Origin of the sequence: Aurantimicrobium minutum (genome assembly GCF_029893825.1) — a bacterium.
Lineage (GTDB): Bacteria > Actinomycetota > Actinomycetes > Actinomycetales > Microbacteriaceae > Aurantimicrobium > Aurantimicrobium minutum_C.
The window spans coordinates 22,398-41,026 of record NZ_JARXXV010000001.1 but is presented as its reverse complement, the minus strand read 5'-3'; the positions used below and the strand labels follow the sequence as shown (position 1 = coordinate 41,026).

Genomic DNA, 18,629 nt, shown 5'->3' with positions numbered 1-18,629 from the left:
TGGTCTGGGGCATCATTTCTGCGTGGTAAACTGGTACTACCGACGCGGGGTGGAGCAGCTCGGTAGCTCGCTGGGCTCATAACCCAGAGGTCGCAGGTTCAAATCCTGTCCCCGCAACAAAGCCAGACCCGGTTTCGACAGAAGCCGGGTCTGATCTCTTTAACGGCTCAGGATTATCGGTCTCGCCTGTTAGGTAGCCGACGGTAGTACCAAGCGCATTCGCAACAGCTTTGATATCGCGGTAGTACCAGAGTCGCTGCCCTGAAAGCTTCTTACTCAGCTCCGACGGTGAAGATCCAATCTCCCTAGCAAGCGCAGAGTAGGAGCGGAAGCGGCCATACATTAGGGCGTGAATTCGCTGTCCAAGTACCTCTGTGCCATCTGACTCTGAAGGCTGTAGTTGCAAGATCGTCATGGCTTTATTTTAGAACCAAGTTGAGAGTATTTATCGAAAAACTTTCTTTTTAAGAGCAATTCGTTGCCTATTAGGAAAAAAACGGTATATATTGCCAATATGAACATTGTGTCTGAGTACCTCACCGTGAAGGAAGTCGCAACTCACTTTCGCCTGTCAAATAAACAGGTTTATCGGCTTATTCATGACGGCCACATTAACGCTGTACGAATCGGTGGTGCAGTTCGGATTCCCCGTCGTGAGCTCGATCGTTTAGACCCTAACCGGTCATCTTCGGAATCTGATCCAACTGTGGATTCACCAGCACAACAAGAACTTATTGGCCTCTAAAGAAATAGGAATGCCCCACGAGTTGCACCTCGTGGGGCGATACGGAGAACCGTAATGAACCAGAAATTAGTTTATACCCCACCTCCAGGATCTATCGTTTTTGAGCGTCCTGAACATGATTTCGAAAGAGATTATTTCGAAGTCCGAAATGATTGGGTGCGTGATGCCCGCATTACGGGTAACGCGCTGAGCATCTTTCTCTACATCAACTCTCACAAGCCCGGCTTTGTTGTTACTCGTGAGCTTGTGATGAGGAAACTCGAACTTGGTAAAAAAGCCTTTGTTGCTGCCTGCAAGAGATTAGAAGATGCAGGTTACCTTCGGCGAGGCATTCAGACCCAAGGTCCGGACGGTAAATGGGGGTCGATCAGCTACACAATTCTTGACCCATTTGCACACTCAGAACGTCAATCTGACCCTGTTGTTAACTCGGGAAATGAACCGTGGCTCCAAAAGGGTACACGGTCAACTATTTCTGTGGATAACTCAAGGGGTGAAAAGCAAAATCCGCATAAACAAGGCGAAGTAACCGTGACCCCAAAAGGATCGACCCTTAAGGAGCCCTTAAAAAGAAAACTAATTAAAGAAAACCAATCATCATCAGTTAACGACTTAAGTTACGAGTCGAGCACTTCGGCGTCTGTGGACGATGATGATTTTTCATCTGAGAATTCTTCCACCCCTGCCGATGCATCCGGCTTCGAGCTCGCTGTCGCTGCCGTGGCTGTGCCTGAGCCTGTGGCTGGTGAGCCTAGGTTGGCTAATCCGTTGGATCATTCCCTGGGTTTAGTTTCTCCAGGTCTTACGTGGCGGGGTATTTTCTTGGCCGTGCCGGAGAGTTTCTACCCGGTACTAGCCACGATCGATGTGGTGCGGGCTGCGAAAGTCATTCTTGGACGGGCAAAGAGTGTCCCTATGAATCCGGCAGCTTTCATCGCTGCCGCGTTAGTGAAAGCACCTACCGAGTTTTTTGACCCTGCACTGCTTCCAGCTACCCCTGCTGGCAGTTCGGTGCCGGGTAAGTGGGTATGTGATGTTGATGGTCACAAAACAGATTTCGCTGGCCCCTGGCGCACCTGCTACATCTGCCAAACCAGTATCCGAAGTGATGAATGGAACTGTGTCACGGATGGGCATCAACGCTGGAGCCAACACGATCAGCTCTGCCGTGAATGCTCCGCCATCTGCACACCATCCACCCCACCTGCTATCTCGGCTACTTCTGTGATGGCGGTGAACTAATGGGCCGCATTTTTCGGAAAGAAATCACCGGCATTGCCTGCGACGTGAAGTCGTGTCGTAACACATTTGATGTGTTTCCTGGCCTGTCTGAACAGGCATGGGATATTGACCTTCCTGAACTTCACAAGGCGATTAGTCAAGGGTGGGCGTTGATTCTTCACTCGCGGCTTCGGTCTTACTGCCCAGTACATGCTTCACGTGTGTGGAGTTGCACCTGTAAAACACATCCAGCACATCAACACCTCTGCACTGCCTGCACTACCGAAGCCGCAGATTCAGTCTGGACTTCAACTCACACCCCGAAAGAAATCATTACCTACAGCCCCCAGTCGAAAGGCGCATAACTAATGTCTACTATCGCTCTACTGAACCCGACGAACCGTCGAAGTGAAAAGGTTCCCGTCGAGAAAATTCTGCTCAAAAAACGTCAACGAGAAGTAGACACCGAACACGTCGCCCACATCCTCGACTCCTACCAAGCACTCGGTGATCTCCAAATTCAAGACATCGTCCTCAACCAGGACTATGTCCTCGTCGACGGTGCCCACCGACTCCAAGCAGCTTAAGACGCCGGATGGACACACATCGACGCGATCATCGTTGAAGGCCTCACCGAAGAAGACCGACAACTAGTCGAAGCAGAAGCAAACCGGATCCGCAAAGCACTCTCACCCATCGAGCTAGAACTAACCTGGCGCACCTACTACGAACCCCGATACAAAGCCCTAGCTCAGAAAAAACAGGCCTCATCACTTATTCAGAACCAGAAGTCTACGGTTACCGTAAATCCCGGTAACCGTGAGGTTGAAGAGGGAGAGTTTACCGTTACCGAGAATCTCGGTAACGGTAAAGGCGAAATTGCTGACATGGATGGTCCTCTCAATATTGAAGACCTGGCAAAGCAGTCGACGGGTATTTCGAAATTGACCTTGGATAAGGTGTCGCAGATTCGCCTTATTGCGGAGTCTGGGGATGTTTCTGATTCGTTGCGTGAGTCTGCCCTGATCGGGTTGAAGAAACTTGAACGTCCTGGGGCTCCGGTGGAGCCGGTCTTTAAGGCGTGGATGTGGATGTGTTGTGGGAGTGGGTTTCTTCTCCCGAGCGGGCACGGGCAGCTGTTAACGCCATTCGTGAACACCCTTACGGGATGAGTGAGCATGCGAACCATTTAGAAGAAGTCATCAATATGCCGCCGGAACAGCGAGCAACACAGTGGAGTGTGTTACCGACCGTATTGGCGTTCCTAGAGTCACGCTCAGCACGTGAATGGTTGAAACCGACCGAAGATACCCGCATGAACTTGGTGGAGTTCATTCTGGGTAAAGGCACACTGTATCTTGTTGGTGATAAAGCAGCAGCTGCCGGGTTTGTCCGCATCATCGACGGGCTGTTAGCCGAGTTGGACTATGTCTCTAAAGGGTTGGCTAATGCAAGCCCGGGTGGTCGACTTGACCCTCCCCTGTCCTACATTTTGGATGAGGCAGGGAATTTCACCTATCAAGGCCTGCCAGAGTTGATTACTGCCGGTGGTGGCCGTGGCCGTATCGCGGTGGCAGTGTTCCAGTCGAAGTCGCAACTTGCCGGGTGGGGGGAAGAAAATGCGAAAACGATGTGGGATGCGGCCGTGGCTAAAATCTTGCTGCCGGGTGGTGGCGACGCGAGGGAATTAGGCGACTTTTCTGAACTGGTTGGTAACCATTACATTCAGCGTGAATCACACACGTTCGGCCATTCACTAACTCCGTCAGTGTCGGTTTCTGAAGAGCGCCGTGCCGTGTTGGAAGCACACGAGATCCGTGAACTGAAATCTGGCTATTCGATCATGTTTTACCGGCACTTGAAGCCGGTCATTGTGAAGATGAACGGGTTTGATCAGCAACGACACTTTGCGAAGTATGTGGCTGATAGTGCCGAGTTGGCACAGTTGATGAAGGAAGCATCCCCGTTTGCTCACGCCATCGACACCTACAACAACACAGCAAACTAGAAGAGGATGTCTGAGTTTGATGCGTGAATTGAGTGTGTTTGCCCGCCGCAGTGAAGGCCGCCAGGCACATCGGGAAGCATATGAGGCCTACATTCATTCACCTGCCTGGTTTGCTACCCGCCAGTGGTGGTTCGAAACGATCAGTGTTGGCAGGAGCATGCCTGTGACGTGTGTGGGGTGTGAGAAGCCGTGGCGGTTAGAACGTGATGATGTGCACCATATTGACTACACACGCTTAGGCAACGAGAGTATCGAAGATTTGTGGCCGTTATGCCGGACCTGTCATGAACACATACATGACGTAATGGCGGGGACGAAAAGTTGGCGGAAACTCTCTCGTATCCAGGCGAATAATCTTGCCCTGGCCACAATCCGACACCAACACGGCATCACCGAGCTCGCCGGGCAGGGTGTGAGAGCTGATGGTGTGAGCAGTCTGCGCACTTGGTTGTAGAACTATTCTTAGCGCGGCCCATATCCGGCCCTCGGTGTTGCTGAAAATATGTGGCCTGTGGGTTACAGGCCTATTGCCCCATAAATGTCTATGTAATAGTTTTTAGCGACATCAAGGAGGGCTCTGTGGCAAGAAAAAGCAGAAAACATTCTTGGCAATCTGGTGACTATTTCGGAAGTGCGATTGTCGAAGCGCTGGTTTCTCTTGTCAATGCTGTAGTGCATTTCGTACAAGGAATTTTCTAGGAGGTTTTTTGCGATTACCCGATGGAACACTCAGTTCCACACAGATCAAACTATGGTGATGAGCGCTGTCTCAAGAAAAGAAAATCATGGACTGAAATGAATTCGCGATCGCGGTATTTCTAGTACTGGGTCTGCTCGGAATAGCAGTGGCTGGTTGTGTCCCTGAATGGCCAACTACCGCTGTTCACTGCGGGCAGTTTTGGCATTAGAGAATACTGCGTCGTATGCGGTAGGTGCCAAACACAAAGAACGTCACTGATGTTATAAGCAAAATTGTAATTGCGAGGCTATCTGTTAGCTGGAAATCTGCGACATTTGCAGTAATTCCGTAGAAATCTCGGAGTGCTTCCCCTGCTTGTTCTGAGCCTGGTCCTTGGATCAGTTTTTCCGTGGCTTGCGCGGTAAATGGCTGTCTGATCAACATTGCTGATTGGGCAAAAGGCAGTGCGTTAACGACGCTCATTACGTTCAGAGGGAGTGTCCCTGGTGGGATGTAGGCACCGGCGAGGAAACCAACCAGAGTTCCAATAACAGCCGAAAGTGCAGCAAATGCGCCTGAGGATTTCAGGAAAGTAACCAGAAAACTTGCCAGGGCGGAAAAAGCTGCTGACGAGAGTGCTATGTAAAACAGGATTTGCAGGGCTTCGCCAAAACTGACTGTCGGGTATCCCTGGCTCAGCAAAAAGAGTTCTCCGACTACGGCTACAAGCGAGCTAATTATTACAGCAACAGCGAAACTTGAAAGCAGATATCCAAGAATTAAGTCTGCTTTAGATGCTGGTGAGACGAGGAAGTCCTTGAAGCGATCAGTTGATTTGTCCTCGACCAAGATACTCAAAGCACTCAGTGAGGCTGTCAGTGTAGTGATCATGGTGATGCCGGCGAAAACCCAGCTATCTACAAACCATGTGATGTCTTGGGTGGAAGCGTGTGGGAAATGTTCTTGGAGGTTCTTTACCTGCAAATTTCCCAAGAAGAACGCGTAAAGGGCAATTAGGATCAGAGCCGACAAAATAGAGAAAAACACTCCCGCACGATCGCGGAAGAAAATCGTCAGATTTCTGCGGGTGAGTGTTAGAGCAAAGCTCATTATTTGATCACTCCATCGGTCAGCGTGAGGAAGACGTCATCCATGGTTCCATGGCGGAATTCAAAATCCTCCACCGGGTTGGTCTTCAAGAATTCGATGACATCATTCATATTTTCAGTTTCAAGCTTCAATTCGCCTGTTTCTCGCAGATCACTTACTGCAAATCCAGCTCGCAACGCTTGCGTCACGGTGGCATGCATATCTGTGCACCGAATGGTCAAAATGCTTCTGCTGTACTTAGCTCGAAGTTTGGCAGGGGTTCCCTGGGCTACCACTTTGCCGTGACTGAGAATGCAAACATTATCTGCACGCTCGGTTTCCTCCATGTAGTGAGTTGTGAGAAAAACAGTCAAACCATGTTCTTTCCGCAGACCATCTACGGTAGTCCAGACCTGCTCACGTGATTGTGGGTCCAAACCTGCCGTTGGTTCATCGAGGAATAACACGGTAGGGCTATGGATGAGGGCCCTAGCAATATCGGCTTTGCGTTTCTGCCCACCTGAGAGCAAGCCATATTTCCGGTTCAGAAAATCTCCTAAAGAGACAAGCTCAGAAAGCTCACCGATCCGCTTTACGAGTTGCTTGCTTGTTAAGCCATACAGTGCTGCCCGGACAGACAGGTTTTCCTTCACCGTGAGCGAAGTATCAAGCACTGAGTTTTGAAACACAACCCCAATTTGTCGCCGAACCAACGAAGCATCTGTGGCTACATCCAAACCATCCAGGATGATTTGTCCGAATGTAGGACGTAACGTCGTAGTAATGCACCCAATCGTGGTTGATTTCCCAGCGCCATTTGCACCAAGGAATGCAAAAAGACTTCCCGCTTCAACAGCGAATGAAACGTCATCAACGGCAGTAAAACTACCGAAGCGCTTCGTAAGATTTGACACCCGTATCTGTGGCATAACAACGGCCTTTGCTGATGTAGAAAGGAATTTCGCTTTGTATGTCACCTCAAAGAATTACTTTTCCATTTGTTTTACTAAAGGGTAGCTTCCGCATAACATAAACAGCTTGCCTTGTAGCCCTGAGGGGACAAAAGCTTCATGAAGTCTGTGTCTCTCTTTTAACTTAGGAGGTGAGTCCGCTGTAACTCGTAAGCCCGCTCAGGTTCGTTTAGAAGCTGTAACGGAGGCGGTTTTCACGTGCATACAGAAATGAAAACTCTGAGTTCAGTCTGCCCTGAATGATCGACCCATTGACCGGACAATTAAATATTGAACTGTTAGACTAAATATTGAACTGTTAGACCCGCCAGTTTTCGAGGCATCGGTAGTGTATCCGCCGGTCTACATACAACAACCGATGGTGTCTTAGTTTCTAGAGCAGAGAGTGGACTGGCTAACGTCTGATGCTGACACATTTAATTTTTGTTCTCGGAACCAGCTTGGTGGTTCTTTTCTTAGTTGGGTTGTGCTTACGGGCAACGAACCTCACAAGGCTTACTAAACAGTTGTTGTTCACTGCCTTTTGGGCTTGGACCGGGTTGCTTCTTGTCTTGGCGACAAACCAGATCGGGTTGGGAGCGGTGTTTCTCGTTGGGGCAGCATTGATGTACGTCGTAGCTCGATTCAGAAAGTACGACTGAGAGATAACACTCACCTGGCGGTGGTGACTTGTTTCACTTGAACCATCCAGGCTTCGGCCTGGATGGTTCAACCATTGTTGGTAATAGTCATAGATCGTTAGCGTATAAATGGACGCCATTTTTCTTGCTGTAGTACTGATCTTTCATGTGAGAGCTTCTCGGCCTGAGCTAGGGGTGCGCTGGGGGTGCCTTCTCATTGTTGAGGCAGATACAAATCCGTATCTGCACGGTCAACATCATTTGAGAAGAGCACATCATGTCTATGCAAGGTTTCCGTGTCCGCACCACCTCAGAAGCAAGGTTTCTGCCTGAAACAGAGAATCGACCTGCGACTGCTTATCTGCGCCTGGTGGAAGATAAGTGGATTCATCACGAAGATGGCACGTTTACGCAGGATGACCCAAATTGGTATGACGGAAAATTCACCGGTAAACAGGCAGAACTGGTCCAGGGCTTTCCTGTTGGTGCGCCTCTGATTGTGCTTGGCACAACACGAGAAGTAACCACAGAGAGAAATGGCCAGACTTATGTGAATGTGAAGTTGAGTGTGAAGACGTTCGGTAAGGATGAAGCATTCACGAAACTGCCTGAAGACGCACAGGCTACTTCTCAGGCCGCATCAGCTAACCAGGCCGCCACTACTACTCAGCAACCAGCACCTGAGGACTCTTACGCGACGATGTCTGATGAGGGATGGCCGACGGCCGAGCTCGGATCGGCACCAGAGGGTGCTGAGGCTTCTGCACCTGGTGTGGGGATTGACTCTCAGGGTGAGCCTTCTGGTGTCCCTACGGGGTGTTGGGAGTCGCCTGTGGCGTTGAACCTGCACGGATATCGGCCCCCTGCCGGTGATTACACGATCGCTGCCGCATCGCCACAGGCTGGGTCACCGACAGTGATTGCGCAGGTGAGCCACACCACGGCACCCGGCATGTGATCTGAAGAACATAGCAGTCTTGGCTGTCTCTCTTTGGAGGTGACAGCCATGGCTTTTTGACATCACTTGAAAAGAACTTATTGATTAAATTGCGGGGATGGGGATTTGAGCACTTGAGTGAGACTCTGTAACTGGGGAATTCAAATCCGATTGTATTATTGTATCCGTGATGATTTCCCTAAAAATGTTTTCGATAAAAACTTACCTACATTTTTTAGTTGGAAGTTTTCTTGTTGTTCTTGTTTGTACGTTTGGTGTTTCAAGTGCGGTGGCAGCAACTTTAGCTTGGAACATCCCTGGAGCAGTCATAACTCAGTCTGCAAATGGCGCAAACTTCTATCCACGTGTAGTTGTAGATGGGTCGGGAAATACTACAGCTGTATGGTTCGCACAGAGCGGTTCAAATACTGTTTTGTTCTCGACAACACGTCCTGCCGGCGGGTCATGGTCGGCGCCTTCCACGCTTTATAGTCTTCCTGCTGGTAGTGGAACTTTTTTTGGAAGTTCGGATATTGCAGTCACTCCTTCGGGTGAAGTAATTGTTGTTTGGACCTCTGCTGAAAATAATCAAAGTATTCAATATGTTCACTCTGTATCTAAACCTGCAGGAGGTTCATGGACTGCAGTAGAAAACTTAACTTCTGGAACATCCCTTGCAGATGCACATGTTGCGATTGATGCAAATGGAAATGCCTCAGTTATTTGGAAGTTTCAGAATGGACAAAACTTTGTTATTCAATCTGTGAGCAAGAATTCAGGTGGCAGCTGGAGTTCTGTTGTAGATCTTTCTCAGGCTGTTGGTATCGATACAGACACGCCTCGTATTGTCATTGATTCATCTGGTAGTTCGACTGCAACCTGGTTGCAATATGACACCACAAGTTTTGTATATTCCATTGTTTCGGCCAGTAAATCTCTGAATGGATCGTGGACTGGTCCAACTGTGTTGGCAACTTCCGCTCAGGGTGCCTACCATCCCGGTATTGTTGTTGCCCCGAATGGAACTGTTACTGCTTTATGGACAATATATGGCCAAAACGGTCTCTTGCTTCAATCTGCAGACTTGCCGCAAGGAGGCTCATGGTCTTCACCGGTGACTATTTCAAATCCAAGCAATTCCGTTTATGAGCAACAAATGAATGTTAACTCCAACGGAGACATTGTTGCTATCTGGCGTACATATACGAACAGTGGTGGCGGCGGGACCGTCATTCAATCGATAACCCGTACCTCAGGAGCTAGTTGGAATACACCTGTTAACTTGTCAATCCCAAACCCAAATGGTGCCTTTGGACCTGAAGTTGTTATTGACTCTTCAGGGAATACAACGGCAACTTGGGGAATTTTTGATCAAAATTACAATGAAGTGGCTCAAACTTCTTCAAAACCCGTAGGTGGCGCGTGGGAAACCGCTATAGATTTAATCGGACCTGGACAATTAAGTGGATTCCTTCATCCATCAATTGCGGTTAATCAGAATGGCGATGTAGTAGCTATTTGTAATTATCGTGACAGCCAAGGAAATTACATTCTTGCGGCCTTTGATGCGATTTTGCCAGTTTCTGCCCCGACTCCAACACCTACACCTTCGTCTTCAGGGTCAGGTTCAACTCCCTCTGCCACGCCTTCTAGCCAACCAACCATTGCTGGATCTGAAACTTCAACACCACTTGCATATACAGGCTTCAAGCTAAATATCCCACTGATATTCATCGGATTAGTTGCCTTGTTGTTCGGTCTCAGCTTGACTTCGTACAGAATCTTTAGGAAACGTTCTCTAATAAACGAAAAAACTGACGTACTCTAAGCGCAACTAGCTAATCAGGACACTCTTTCAAAAATTAGAATCCTTGAATACTTAATGTCATCGCCTGAGGGGAGTATTCAATGCTTACTGAGAATTTCAGAAATTCTGTTGTCTTCGCCAACGAATGCAGTACTTCCCTGCCCAGAGGTTAAGATTTCCCCGGTAATGGAAATGCGATCAATAGGGCCTTGTAACTCTATTGTGGTCACAGAATCACCAGAGGTTGAGATATTCCCACCTACTTTCAGAGCTCCGAGGCTTCCCCCTTGTTTTATGCTCAGGGCATCAGCAGATAGAACCAATTGGTGGCCCTTTACAAGGCTCGTGCCGACCGACCCGGTTGTTGTTAGATTTCCTAATATTGTAATCTCGCCCATGGGCTTGCTGATTTGAACACCAATTGAGCCGTCCCCAGTTGTTGCGATGCTTTCGAAAACTGCGGAGAGAAGCGATCCATCGTAGAGGTTGAAGCCTCTGGCACCAGGGCCGGTAGTAACTATGGGGGCGTTTACTTTGAGAGTAGTAATGTCACCGAAATTCACAAAACCAATACCAGAAGCGCCGGTAGAAGTAATGGGTCGTTGCGCTTCCCACTTTGTGACTGTTCCCCAGTTATCTAAAACCATATCGTTTGGGCCGTGTGATGTTACTGGGCCCATATTTATTACATTTTCGACGATTGCGCTTGAGAGAACAAATACTCCTCCACTAATGATGTCCGGAGTTCCAAGAGTGATTCCTCCATCGATAATAATTTCTCCTGTTGTAATGAGGTCAGCAGTAAATTTTCCTCCATCGTGAAATGCTCCTCCCGCAACAAAGATTCCGCTTCCACGAACAGGTGTCTTTGCTGTGCCGGCAGAAATGTTTTCCAAAGTTGCTGTTATCAGTGTTTCTGGGCTGGAATGGGTATTCCAGATTGTGAATGCACCTTGCAGAACATCCACGCCATAACCATTTGGACGTCGTTCTCTCCCGCGTAAATCAGCCTGCTGCACCCACACATTTTTCGCGACAATGTGTCCCGACCGAAGACTATTTTTTGCAATGACCGCTATCTGACCAATGGATTTGATGTTTTCCATACAAAGAGTGCCGAGGGAATCAACGGTTGAGTCTGACTTGATTGCGATTTCCGTGAGTGCAGTTTCAATGGAAATATCCCGAATGGAGTTATCTGTTGTTACTTTCACGCCAGGACCACCAAAACGCAAAGTACCTCCTCTCAATTCTGTTCCAGGAGGAAGAGTGATCGATGGCATGCCTGCGATGACGCCAACAACTTCAATTATTGAAGTGTGTTGCGATAAAGCAGCCAATAATTCATCTGCAGTGGAAACGCGGCAAATCGACCCCATTATTGTTCCTTTCAACTTGAATAATCACCTTGAAATTAAGTGCTTTAAAAGTTCAATGCAAAGGAATACTTCAAGTAAGTACCCATAGTTTTTGAAATCTAATACCGATTTACACACTTAGGACATATTTGTAGCCCGGAGGGGGACATCAAGTGTGATTAGTAATACAAACATTCCATAATTGACGGTATGCATAAGAAACTTTTTCGTTCGGTGAAGACGATATTGACGGCTTCACTCGTTGTAATTTTTTGTACTTTCGGAATCAGCAGTGCCACCGCAGCAACTGCGGTGTGGAGTCTTCCTGGAGCTGTGCTTGCACAGGGTGGCTTTGGCGGGGTTTATATTCCACACGTGGTTTTCGATTCTTCAGGTAATGCCACAGCGTTGTGGGCTAGCAATGATGGATCGACGGTACATATCCAATCGGCTACCCGTCCTGCAGGTGGTTCGTGGTCTGCTCCGGAAACGGTGTTTTCTGTCCCTAACTCCGATGGTGGTGTCTTTGGTTCTATCAGTACGGGAGTGTCTTCGTCTGGGAACATCGAAGCAGTATGGACTGCTTTTGTAAATGGTTACGCTAACCAACTCGTCTATTCATCTTCTAAACCATTCGGTGGTTCATGGAGCACACCTGTTGCTTTGAATTATGCAATTTCTCCCGCTTCGAATGCTGTCATTTCTGTCGATGCCAACGGAAATGCGACAGCAGTGTGGCTAGTTACTAATGCCACCCTTGGCGGACGCGGCCAGGTCCAGTCGTCAAGCAAGCCAGCTAATGGCAGTTGGAGTCTTTCAGTTCCACTATCTGATGTCATGACGTCTTCGGCTATGGCGCCGATTCGGATCGTGACAGACTCGTCGGGTACTTCGACTGCAGTGTGGGCACAGTACAACATGTTAGCTACAACCACCGAGGCAGTTGTGGTTTCAAAGTCAGTAAATGGCTCATGGGGGTTATTGGTCGGCACACCTACAGTTTTGGACACTGACCCAAGTGGTATTTTTGCTCCTGCACTTGCTGTTTCTTCGAACGGTAAAGTGACAGCACTCTGGAGTACAGGTTCTGTTTCGACTGTTCGAGCTGCAGACCTCCCACTTGGAGGCAGCTGGTCGAGCCCTGTAACAGTTGCGACTCTTGCCTTTAATGCTTTTGACACGGTTACCAGTGTTGACCCAGCCGGTAATGTTGCTGCAGTTTGGCGCACATATACAAATAACAATGGTGGTGGAACTGTCCTACAAGCTGTTACTCGACCAGTCGGTGGTGCATGGACTGCTGCTGTGGATGTATCGTCACCGAACCCTAATGGAATTAACGATCCACAAATAGTTTCTGATGCATTAGGAAATGTCACCGCATTGTGGAGTACATCGAATTTGATTGGGGAGGGCATCGTTCTAACAGCAACAATGCCTGCCGGGGGAAGTTGGGGCACTGTTACAGACCTGACTCAAACACCAAGTCATACCCCCGTGCCTGTAAGCACATCAATTGCAGTCGCCCCGTCGGGAAACCTCTTAGCTGCATTTAGCATTACTGATGCACAGAGCATCGCCTACGTCATTGTGGTTGATGCTGTTGTCCCAACTCCAGCACCCACACCGACACCGACACCGACACCTTCTTCTGCAGGGGCCGGTTCTACACCTTCGGCATCTGCCACACCTACACAAACAACATCAGTCTCGGCCGCATCCTCCACACCCCTTGCATACACAGGGTTTAGTGTGAATGCACCCCTGATTTTCTTTGGCGTATTTGCTCTCACGGCTGGTGCTGGATTGGTTGTTTTCGTGTTGATTAGAAATCGAATTTTGCGGAAAAAGCAAATCGATTAATTGAATGATCAAATGAGTATTTCAACACTGGTCTGCTCAAAATTACTTTTGTAGATGTTCAAACAATTTTGGGATTTTGTGCGTAATCCACGAGAAATTGGCTAGATCACTTATTTTGCGAATATTCAAACCGTTGGAAGAAATCACAGAAAAGGACTAACCGTGGCACAAAATATAGAATTCGGGTTGGATACATTTGGTGATGTCACAGTTGATCCAAATGGGGTTCTTCTCTCGCAGGCCCAGGTTTTGCGGAATGTGGCTGCCGAGGCTGTTCTTGCGGATGAGCTTGGTTTACAGTTCTTTGGTATTGGTGAGCATCATCGTGATGATTTCGCTGTTTCTTCTCCTGAGGTGTTACTTGGTGCTATTGCTGCTCAAACTAAGAACATTCATCTTGGTTCTGCTGTTACAGTGCTTAGTTCAGATGACCCCATTCGTGTTTTTCAAAGATTCTCTACGTTGGATGCACTCTCAAACGGGCGTGCAGAAGTAATGGTCGGCCGGGGTTCGTTTACTGAATCGTTCCCACTTTTTGGGTTTGAATTGCAGGATTATGACAAGCTATTTGAAGAGAAACTTGATCTCTTTGCCCGGCTGGTTGATGGTGGTCCCATTTCGTGGGAAGGAACTATTCGACCTGCTCTACGTGAGCAGATGGTTTATCCAACAGTTGAGGGCGGCAAACTCAAGACGTGGATTGGTGTGGGTGGAAGTCCACAGTCAGTGGTTCGGGCGGCTCAGTATGGTTTGCCTTTAATGTTGGCAATTATTGGCGGAGACCCGCTACGGTTTCGCCCATTTGTTGATTTGTACCACCATACTTTGGAACAGCTTGAACTCGAACCTCTTCCTATCGGTCAACATTCACCTGGTTTCGTTGCAGAAACGGATGATGAGGCTAAAGATATGTTGTTCCCTCATTTTCAGGTGATGCGCGAACGCGTTGGCCGCTCTCGTGGCTGGCCTGCATTGACTCGTGCCGAGTTTGAACAAGAAGCAGGTCCGGAAGGAGCACTGTTCGTTGGCTCCCCAGAAACAGTCGCTAAAAAATTAGCTCGAAGTATTCATGGGTTAGGGATTTCACGCTTTGACCTGAAATATAGTGCCGGAACGCTGCCTCACGAATATTTGATGAAAAGCATTCGACTTTATGGTGAGGTTGTGGTTCCTCTTGTGCGTGAATTACTTTTTCAGTTGGAGTAGAAATAGATTTTTACCGCGTATCCAGATTTCCGAGTGAGATTATGAGATATTTTCGATTAGGTTTGCATGTTCTTCAGTCGGTGTGGAGTACTAAGTTTTTGACCTAACTGGATTGCATCGCATTTTGGCTGTCAATTTATGAAATTTCTGAGCGTTGAGATTTCATGTCGAAGGCGAATTAAAACTCGCTAAATATTTTCTTGATTAGCTGCTTGAGTTGATCCTCAGTTGTCAAATTAAGCTGATTTGAGCGCTGTATTTCAAGGTGAAAGAGAAGAGATGTTGCTACACGACGATTTGAATTGACGGGTATTTCAAGGATGTCGTAAATTGCGATGAGATGATTGGCGGCAGTGTTTTCTCGGACATCGAGTAAATCAGCAATTTCCCTATTTGTCATACCTGTTGCTACAGCTTGGAAAACCTCAAACTGTGTTCGAGTAAGCCGGTGCACAACTGAGTCGAGGGGAAAATCTCGTTGGTTTGCCATCTGAGAAATAGCAAGCGGAAAGTCCATCTGGTTTTCTGAGGTTGTTTTCGTCATCTGTACTGGGTCGAGGGTTTCTCTGCTGAGGAATGAGCTTGGGTAACTCATTCCTCAGCAAATGACTATTTAGACGAACGTCTTCTAATCAGGAATACGAGACCGACCAATACAGCACTTGCAGCTAGTACTGCAAGTGGAACAAAACTGCTTCCTGTGTAGGCGAGTGGGGTAGAGCTCGAAGCTGTGTTACTTGATGCAGACTGTGATGGCGTCGGTGATGCGGAAGTAGATGCCGAAGGAGTTGGAGTTGGCGAACTAACAGGGGCTGATGCCGCTGCAAGATATTCGAATGTTCCAGCCGTCCAAGATACAGGTGCACCAGCAATTACCAAACCTCCATAAAGGTCTGCAGTGCCTACAACATTGACAGTTGCAGCTGCATGTGCGGGGGTAGTGACATTCCAGCTTGATCCTGATGCGCTCAGAGATGTGCCTGGGGTTCCATCGAAAGCGATAGAGGTTGGACGGAAGTTCGGCCCCATAGCTGGCAATGGGCTACCGCCATTTACCCCGTTACCGAGTTGTCCATATTGGTTTGCGCCCCAGCTGACGATGTCACCATTTGTAAGCACTGCAGAGGCTGAATCATATGTTGTCCCAACGGAAGAGACTCCAGTGAGGTGACCTGTTCCACCAATTCCTGAAACATAATCGGGGACTAGGCTCCCTGCAGGAGGCAGTCCGTTTCCCGTTTCGCCATTTATATTCGGACCCCAAGAAAGAAGTTCCCCTGCGGTAGTGATGGCATAACCCTGCTGGACTCCTGCCTGAATTGCGGTAATGCCGCTCAGCACGCCAGTACCACCAATATCGCGTGTTTGAACGGGAGCCTGGCTACTGAATATGGTGCCATCACCTAGCTGACCGCCCCAGTTGGCGCCCCAAGCATAAACCTCACCACTTGAAGACAGGGCCATTGAATGTAATGATGCTGAAACAGCGGTGATGTTGCTTAACAATCCGGTTCCGCCAACACCAACAACATATTCCGGGGTTGGAGTAAATCCAAGTGGCTGGTTAATACCCAACTGCCCATAACTATTTGCTCCCCAAGCAAGAACAGTTTTTGACTGGGTAATCGCGAGTGAGTGCTGCCACCCTGCTGTCACATGGACTATTCCCGTGAGTGGGCCTCCGCCACCGACACCAGTTGGCTGCACTGGAAGTGACGTGTCAGCATAGGTTCCGTTTCCTAGCTGACCCACCATTGACTGTCCCCACGTAAAAACATCCCCCGAACTGTTTAACGCAATCACATGGTTACCACCACCAGAAATTTCAACGATATTGGTAAGAGAACCCGAACCGCCGACACCTAATACCTGCACAGGGGTGGTGCTGAAAACCGGCTGAGGCTGATAAACAGGGGCCCCATCTCCAAGCTCACCATATTGGTTATCTCCCCAGGCAAAAACTTCACCACTAATTGAAATTGCGTAAGAGCTGTAGGACGACGCTGCAACATATTTGATACCTGTTAGGAAACCGCTTCCCCCAACGCCTTTGACCTGCACAGGAATTGATGAATTTGACTGTGTGCCGTTACCGAGAGCGCCATACGTGTTCATTCCCCACGAATACACTGTCCCCTCACTCGTGAGCCCAAGATGATGTTCACCGCCGACAGAGGTAGCGATTTGTACAAATTTGATGCCATCAATGGTGGCCACTGTCCCACCAGATGCGGGGCCGGACGTTGGCGTCACGACCGCTTGTGCGGGAAGGACCATTCCTAAACTAAGAAGGAACGCAGAGAGAGCAGCAATGCTAAGGTCTTTGATTTTCATATCCATGAATTCTTGTTAGTGGGTGCCAAGGTAGCTGGGCGCATCTTTATAAGGAACACCATTGTTAATAAAACATTGGTTTTTCAGGCGATTTCAAGTTTTGTAACCGGTTTGGGGACAATGAAGGGAATCGTTATCCGGTGGCGCCTCGGTCCTCTTCTTCTTTGAGAATTACATTGATTTGAAGGCTATGAGTATTAAACAGATGCCTAAAATTTCAAAGAAAATAACATTAATGGTGTGACTGTGTTTCATCAACCAGACACGAAGTGTATGTAGAAGTTGCGCGGATTTGGCACCTCCAGCTATACCAATTAGGACGATAAAGATAAAAGGCATTAGCGAGACCAATAGGAATAAGGCGGCACTCAACATTTCTGTCGCAGTGTATGTATTGATTACATGGCCTGCGGCCAATATGAGCGGCAAATTTACTGGATTGGCTAATGTTGCGCTTAACGCGAGGAATATCACAGTTCCAGTGTGGATGCGCTTGCTATTTGATTGCTGAGATTGAGACGGGGCTGAACGTTTCCTCGTTGCATAAATAGCCCCTCCAATCACCAGTGTGACACCAAGAATCAACTCAATGATGAATTGAATCGAACTCGGCACAGATGGGAGCGTTGCAAGAGATTTTGAGAAATAACTTCCTGCCACAAGTCCGATGATGAGGAAGATCCCTTGGAAAGTAATGAATAGTATTGAATTTCGCACCCTTCCCTGAGCAATCAGGATGACTACCAGTTCAGCAAGAGGTACGGGGCTTGCAATAAGGCCCATCGCAAGCGGGACTAAGAGAGCAATCTGGTCAGAAGTCACAATGTCAACTCAGTCAAGCATTCACTGTGACTGAGGGGTTACCTTGATTTTCGGTACGAACCGGCCAGCGATGCCACACCAAGGTCTCTAAATATTCATATCCGCTTTCATCCTGAAGACAAGAGGCAATCGTCAGCACATCATGATCGATTTGATAGCTGCGAATTTCGGTGTTTTCGATGCCAGTTTCATCAAAAGCGGATCTGAAGCGAAGTTCGACTTTTTTCTTAGCGCGTGTTATGTATTTCCCAGACTCTGCAATGAGTTGACCTTGATTATCTTGTGACGCGACAGTATTTGAGAACGTCCCGTCTGCCATGAAGGTGATGAATCCATATGGTTCATTCCCGTATGGAAGCACAGTCTCACAAATATGAAGATTTGTTCGGATGAGATGTTGAAGTTTCCAAACGCCTATGATGGAGGCTGCCATTTCTCACACTTTCTCGAGTCGTGTCATTTCACTAGCTGGAGAGACGGGGTCACTACTTTCGCACCGGAGTTGAGGTCGGCATGTTTGCGAAAGCAATGACCCCAGGCAAGTCAACATTTCCCTGTGTCAGGGCTTGCCTTTTTCCTTAGTAATCGAGGAATTACTTGGATGAGAAATTAATGTATATGAGTAGTTTCCAATGCCACATACTTTGTAGCCCAGGGATTACAAAGGATGGTGTGGACTCGGGAACATATCTGGATAATTAGAAGCTCACTTGTTCACCTTCGAGCGACGACAACTTGTTTATCAAGGTCGTTCATGCATAATTTTCATGTTCAGAATTTGAGCGGCAAAGATTCAAATCACAATTCAAACTTGTCCGGATCAGACGACCTAAGTAAGACATGAGGAAGAAAGGACTCAACAAACTATTGCGAGCAATGTGAGTGAGGTTGTGCGAGGTTTTTTAGTTGTAAACCTCTGGCAGGTGACTTCGGAATATGTGCTCTTAACTCAGTTATTACTTTTTCTTC

The 18,629-nt window shown here is 48.1% G+C and carries 16 protein-coding genes and 1 tRNA gene; 10 read left to right on the top strand and 7 right to left on the bottom strand.

Features of this window, described 5'->3' with window-relative positions; genetic code table 11:
• The first annotated feature begins 43 nt into the window (after window positions 1-43).
• The 6 genes from M2120_RS00170 (at window position 44) to M2120_RS00145 (ending at window position 4,428) form a co-directional block, all read left to right on the top strand.
• Window positions 44-117: transfer RNA gene (locus M2120_RS00170), tRNA-Met, on the top strand.
• Between the two features lie 397 nt (window positions 118-514).
• Window positions 515-745 (top strand): helix-turn-helix domain-containing protein, encoded by a 231-nt coding sequence (locus M2120_RS00165; RefSeq protein WP_280796722.1) that lies wholly within the window; start codon window positions 515-517, stop codon window positions 743-745.
• A gap of 54 nt (window positions 746-799) precedes the next feature.
• Window positions 800-1,987 (top strand): hypothetical protein, encoded by a 1,188-nt coding sequence (locus M2120_RS00160; RefSeq protein WP_280796721.1) that lies wholly within the window; start codon window positions 800-802, stop codon window positions 1,985-1,987.
• 347 nt (window positions 1,988-2,334) lie between these two features.
• Window positions 2,335-2,553 (top strand): hypothetical protein, encoded by a 219-nt coding sequence (locus tag M2120_RS00155; RefSeq protein WP_280796720.1) that lies wholly within the window; start codon window positions 2,335-2,337, stop codon window positions 2,551-2,553.
• A 500-nt stretch (window positions 2,554-3,053) separates the two neighbouring features.
• On the top strand, window positions 3,054-3,974 hold the full coding sequence (locus tag M2120_RS00150; RefSeq protein ID WP_280796719.1) for a type IV secretory system conjugative DNA transfer family protein: 921 nt from the start codon (window positions 3,054-3,056) through the stop codon (window positions 3,972-3,974).
• 19 nt (window positions 3,975-3,993) lie between these two features.
• Entirely contained in the window at window positions 3,994-4,428 is a 435-nt protein-coding gene (locus M2120_RS00145) for an HNH endonuclease signature motif containing protein (RefSeq protein ID WP_280796718.1), read from the top strand.
• 450 nt (window positions 4,429-4,878) lie between these two features.
• Here the strand turns inward: M2120_RS00145 and M2120_RS00140 are convergent, their stop codons facing one another.
• Both M2120_RS00140 and M2120_RS00135 read right to left on the bottom strand, forming a co-directional pair.
• Window positions 4,879-5,763: an ABC transporter permease gene (locus M2120_RS00140; RefSeq protein WP_280796717.1), complete on the bottom strand. Its 885-nt coding sequence runs from the start codon at window positions 5,761-5,763 to the stop codon at window positions 4,879-4,881.
• On the bottom strand, window positions 5,763-6,671 hold the full coding sequence (locus tag M2120_RS00135; RefSeq protein WP_280796716.1) for an ABC transporter ATP-binding protein: 909 nt from the start codon (window positions 6,669-6,671) through the stop codon (window positions 5,763-5,765). Before M2120_RS00135 ends, M2120_RS00140 begins: the two co-directional genes overlap by 1 nt.
• Window positions 6,672-7,610: 939 nt before the next feature.
• On the opposite strand from M2120_RS00135, the gene M2120_RS00130 reads away from it, so the two are divergent.
• Together M2120_RS00130 and M2120_RS00125 are read left to right on the top strand one after the other, a co-directional pair.
• The gene (locus M2120_RS00130; RefSeq protein WP_280796715.1) at window positions 7,611-8,291 is read left to right on the top strand and encodes a hypothetical protein; all 681 of its coding nucleotides are present in this window, start codon (window positions 7,611-7,613) and stop codon (window positions 8,289-8,291) included.
• Between the two features lie 166 nt (window positions 8,292-8,457).
• A complete protein-coding gene (locus M2120_RS00125; protein ID WP_280796714.1) occupies window positions 8,458-10,098 on the top strand; it encodes a hypothetical protein in 1,641 nt (546 codons plus the stop codon).
• Window positions 10,099-10,175: 77 nt separating this feature from the next.
• Here the strand turns inward: M2120_RS00125 and M2120_RS00120 are convergent, their stop codons facing one another.
• Window positions 10,176-11,456, bottom strand: coding sequence for a hypothetical protein (locus M2120_RS00120; RefSeq protein ID WP_280796713.1), 1,281 nt, complete (start codon window positions 11,454-11,456; stop codon window positions 10,176-10,178).
• A gap of 189 nt (window positions 11,457-11,645) precedes the next feature.
• On the opposite strand from M2120_RS00120, the gene M2120_RS00115 reads away from it, so the two are divergent.
• Both M2120_RS00115 and M2120_RS00110 read left to right on the top strand, forming a co-directional pair.
• A complete protein-coding gene (locus tag M2120_RS00115) occupies window positions 11,646-13,298 on the top strand; it encodes a hypothetical protein (RefSeq protein ID WP_280796711.1) in 1,653 nt (550 codons plus the stop codon).
• A gap of 162 nt (window positions 13,299-13,460) precedes the next feature.
• Window positions 13,461-14,504: an LLM class flavin-dependent oxidoreductase gene (locus tag M2120_RS00110; protein ID WP_280796710.1), complete on the top strand. Its 1,044-nt coding sequence runs from the start codon at window positions 13,461-13,463 to the stop codon at window positions 14,502-14,504.
• A 178-nt stretch (window positions 14,505-14,682) separates the two neighbouring features.
• Here the strand turns inward: M2120_RS00110 and M2120_RS00105 are convergent, their stop codons facing one another.
• The 4 genes from M2120_RS00105 to M2120_RS00090 all read right to left on the bottom strand — a co-directional run bounded on the left by M2120_RS00105 (window position 14,683) and on the right by M2120_RS00090 (window position 18,093).
• Complete coding sequence (locus tag M2120_RS00105) at window positions 14,683-15,048, bottom strand: LuxR C-terminal-related transcriptional regulator (protein WP_280796709.1); 366 nt, start codon at window positions 15,046-15,048, stop codon at window positions 14,683-14,685.
• A 65-nt stretch (window positions 15,049-15,113) separates the two neighbouring features.
• A complete protein-coding gene (locus M2120_RS00100; protein ID WP_280796708.1) occupies window positions 15,114-16,838 on the bottom strand; it encodes a hypothetical protein in 1,725 nt (574 codons plus the stop codon).
• 171 nt (window positions 16,839-17,009) lie between these two features.
• Window positions 17,010-17,660 (bottom strand): GAP family protein, encoded by a 651-nt coding sequence (locus M2120_RS00095; RefSeq protein ID WP_280796707.1) that lies wholly within the window; start codon window positions 17,658-17,660, stop codon window positions 17,010-17,012.
• A gap of 13 nt (window positions 17,661-17,673) precedes the next feature.
• Entirely contained in the window at window positions 17,674-18,093 is a 420-nt protein-coding gene (locus tag M2120_RS00090; RefSeq protein ID WP_280796705.1) for a lipocalin-like domain-containing protein, read from the bottom strand.
• Window positions 18,094-18,629 lie beyond the last annotated feature (536 nt).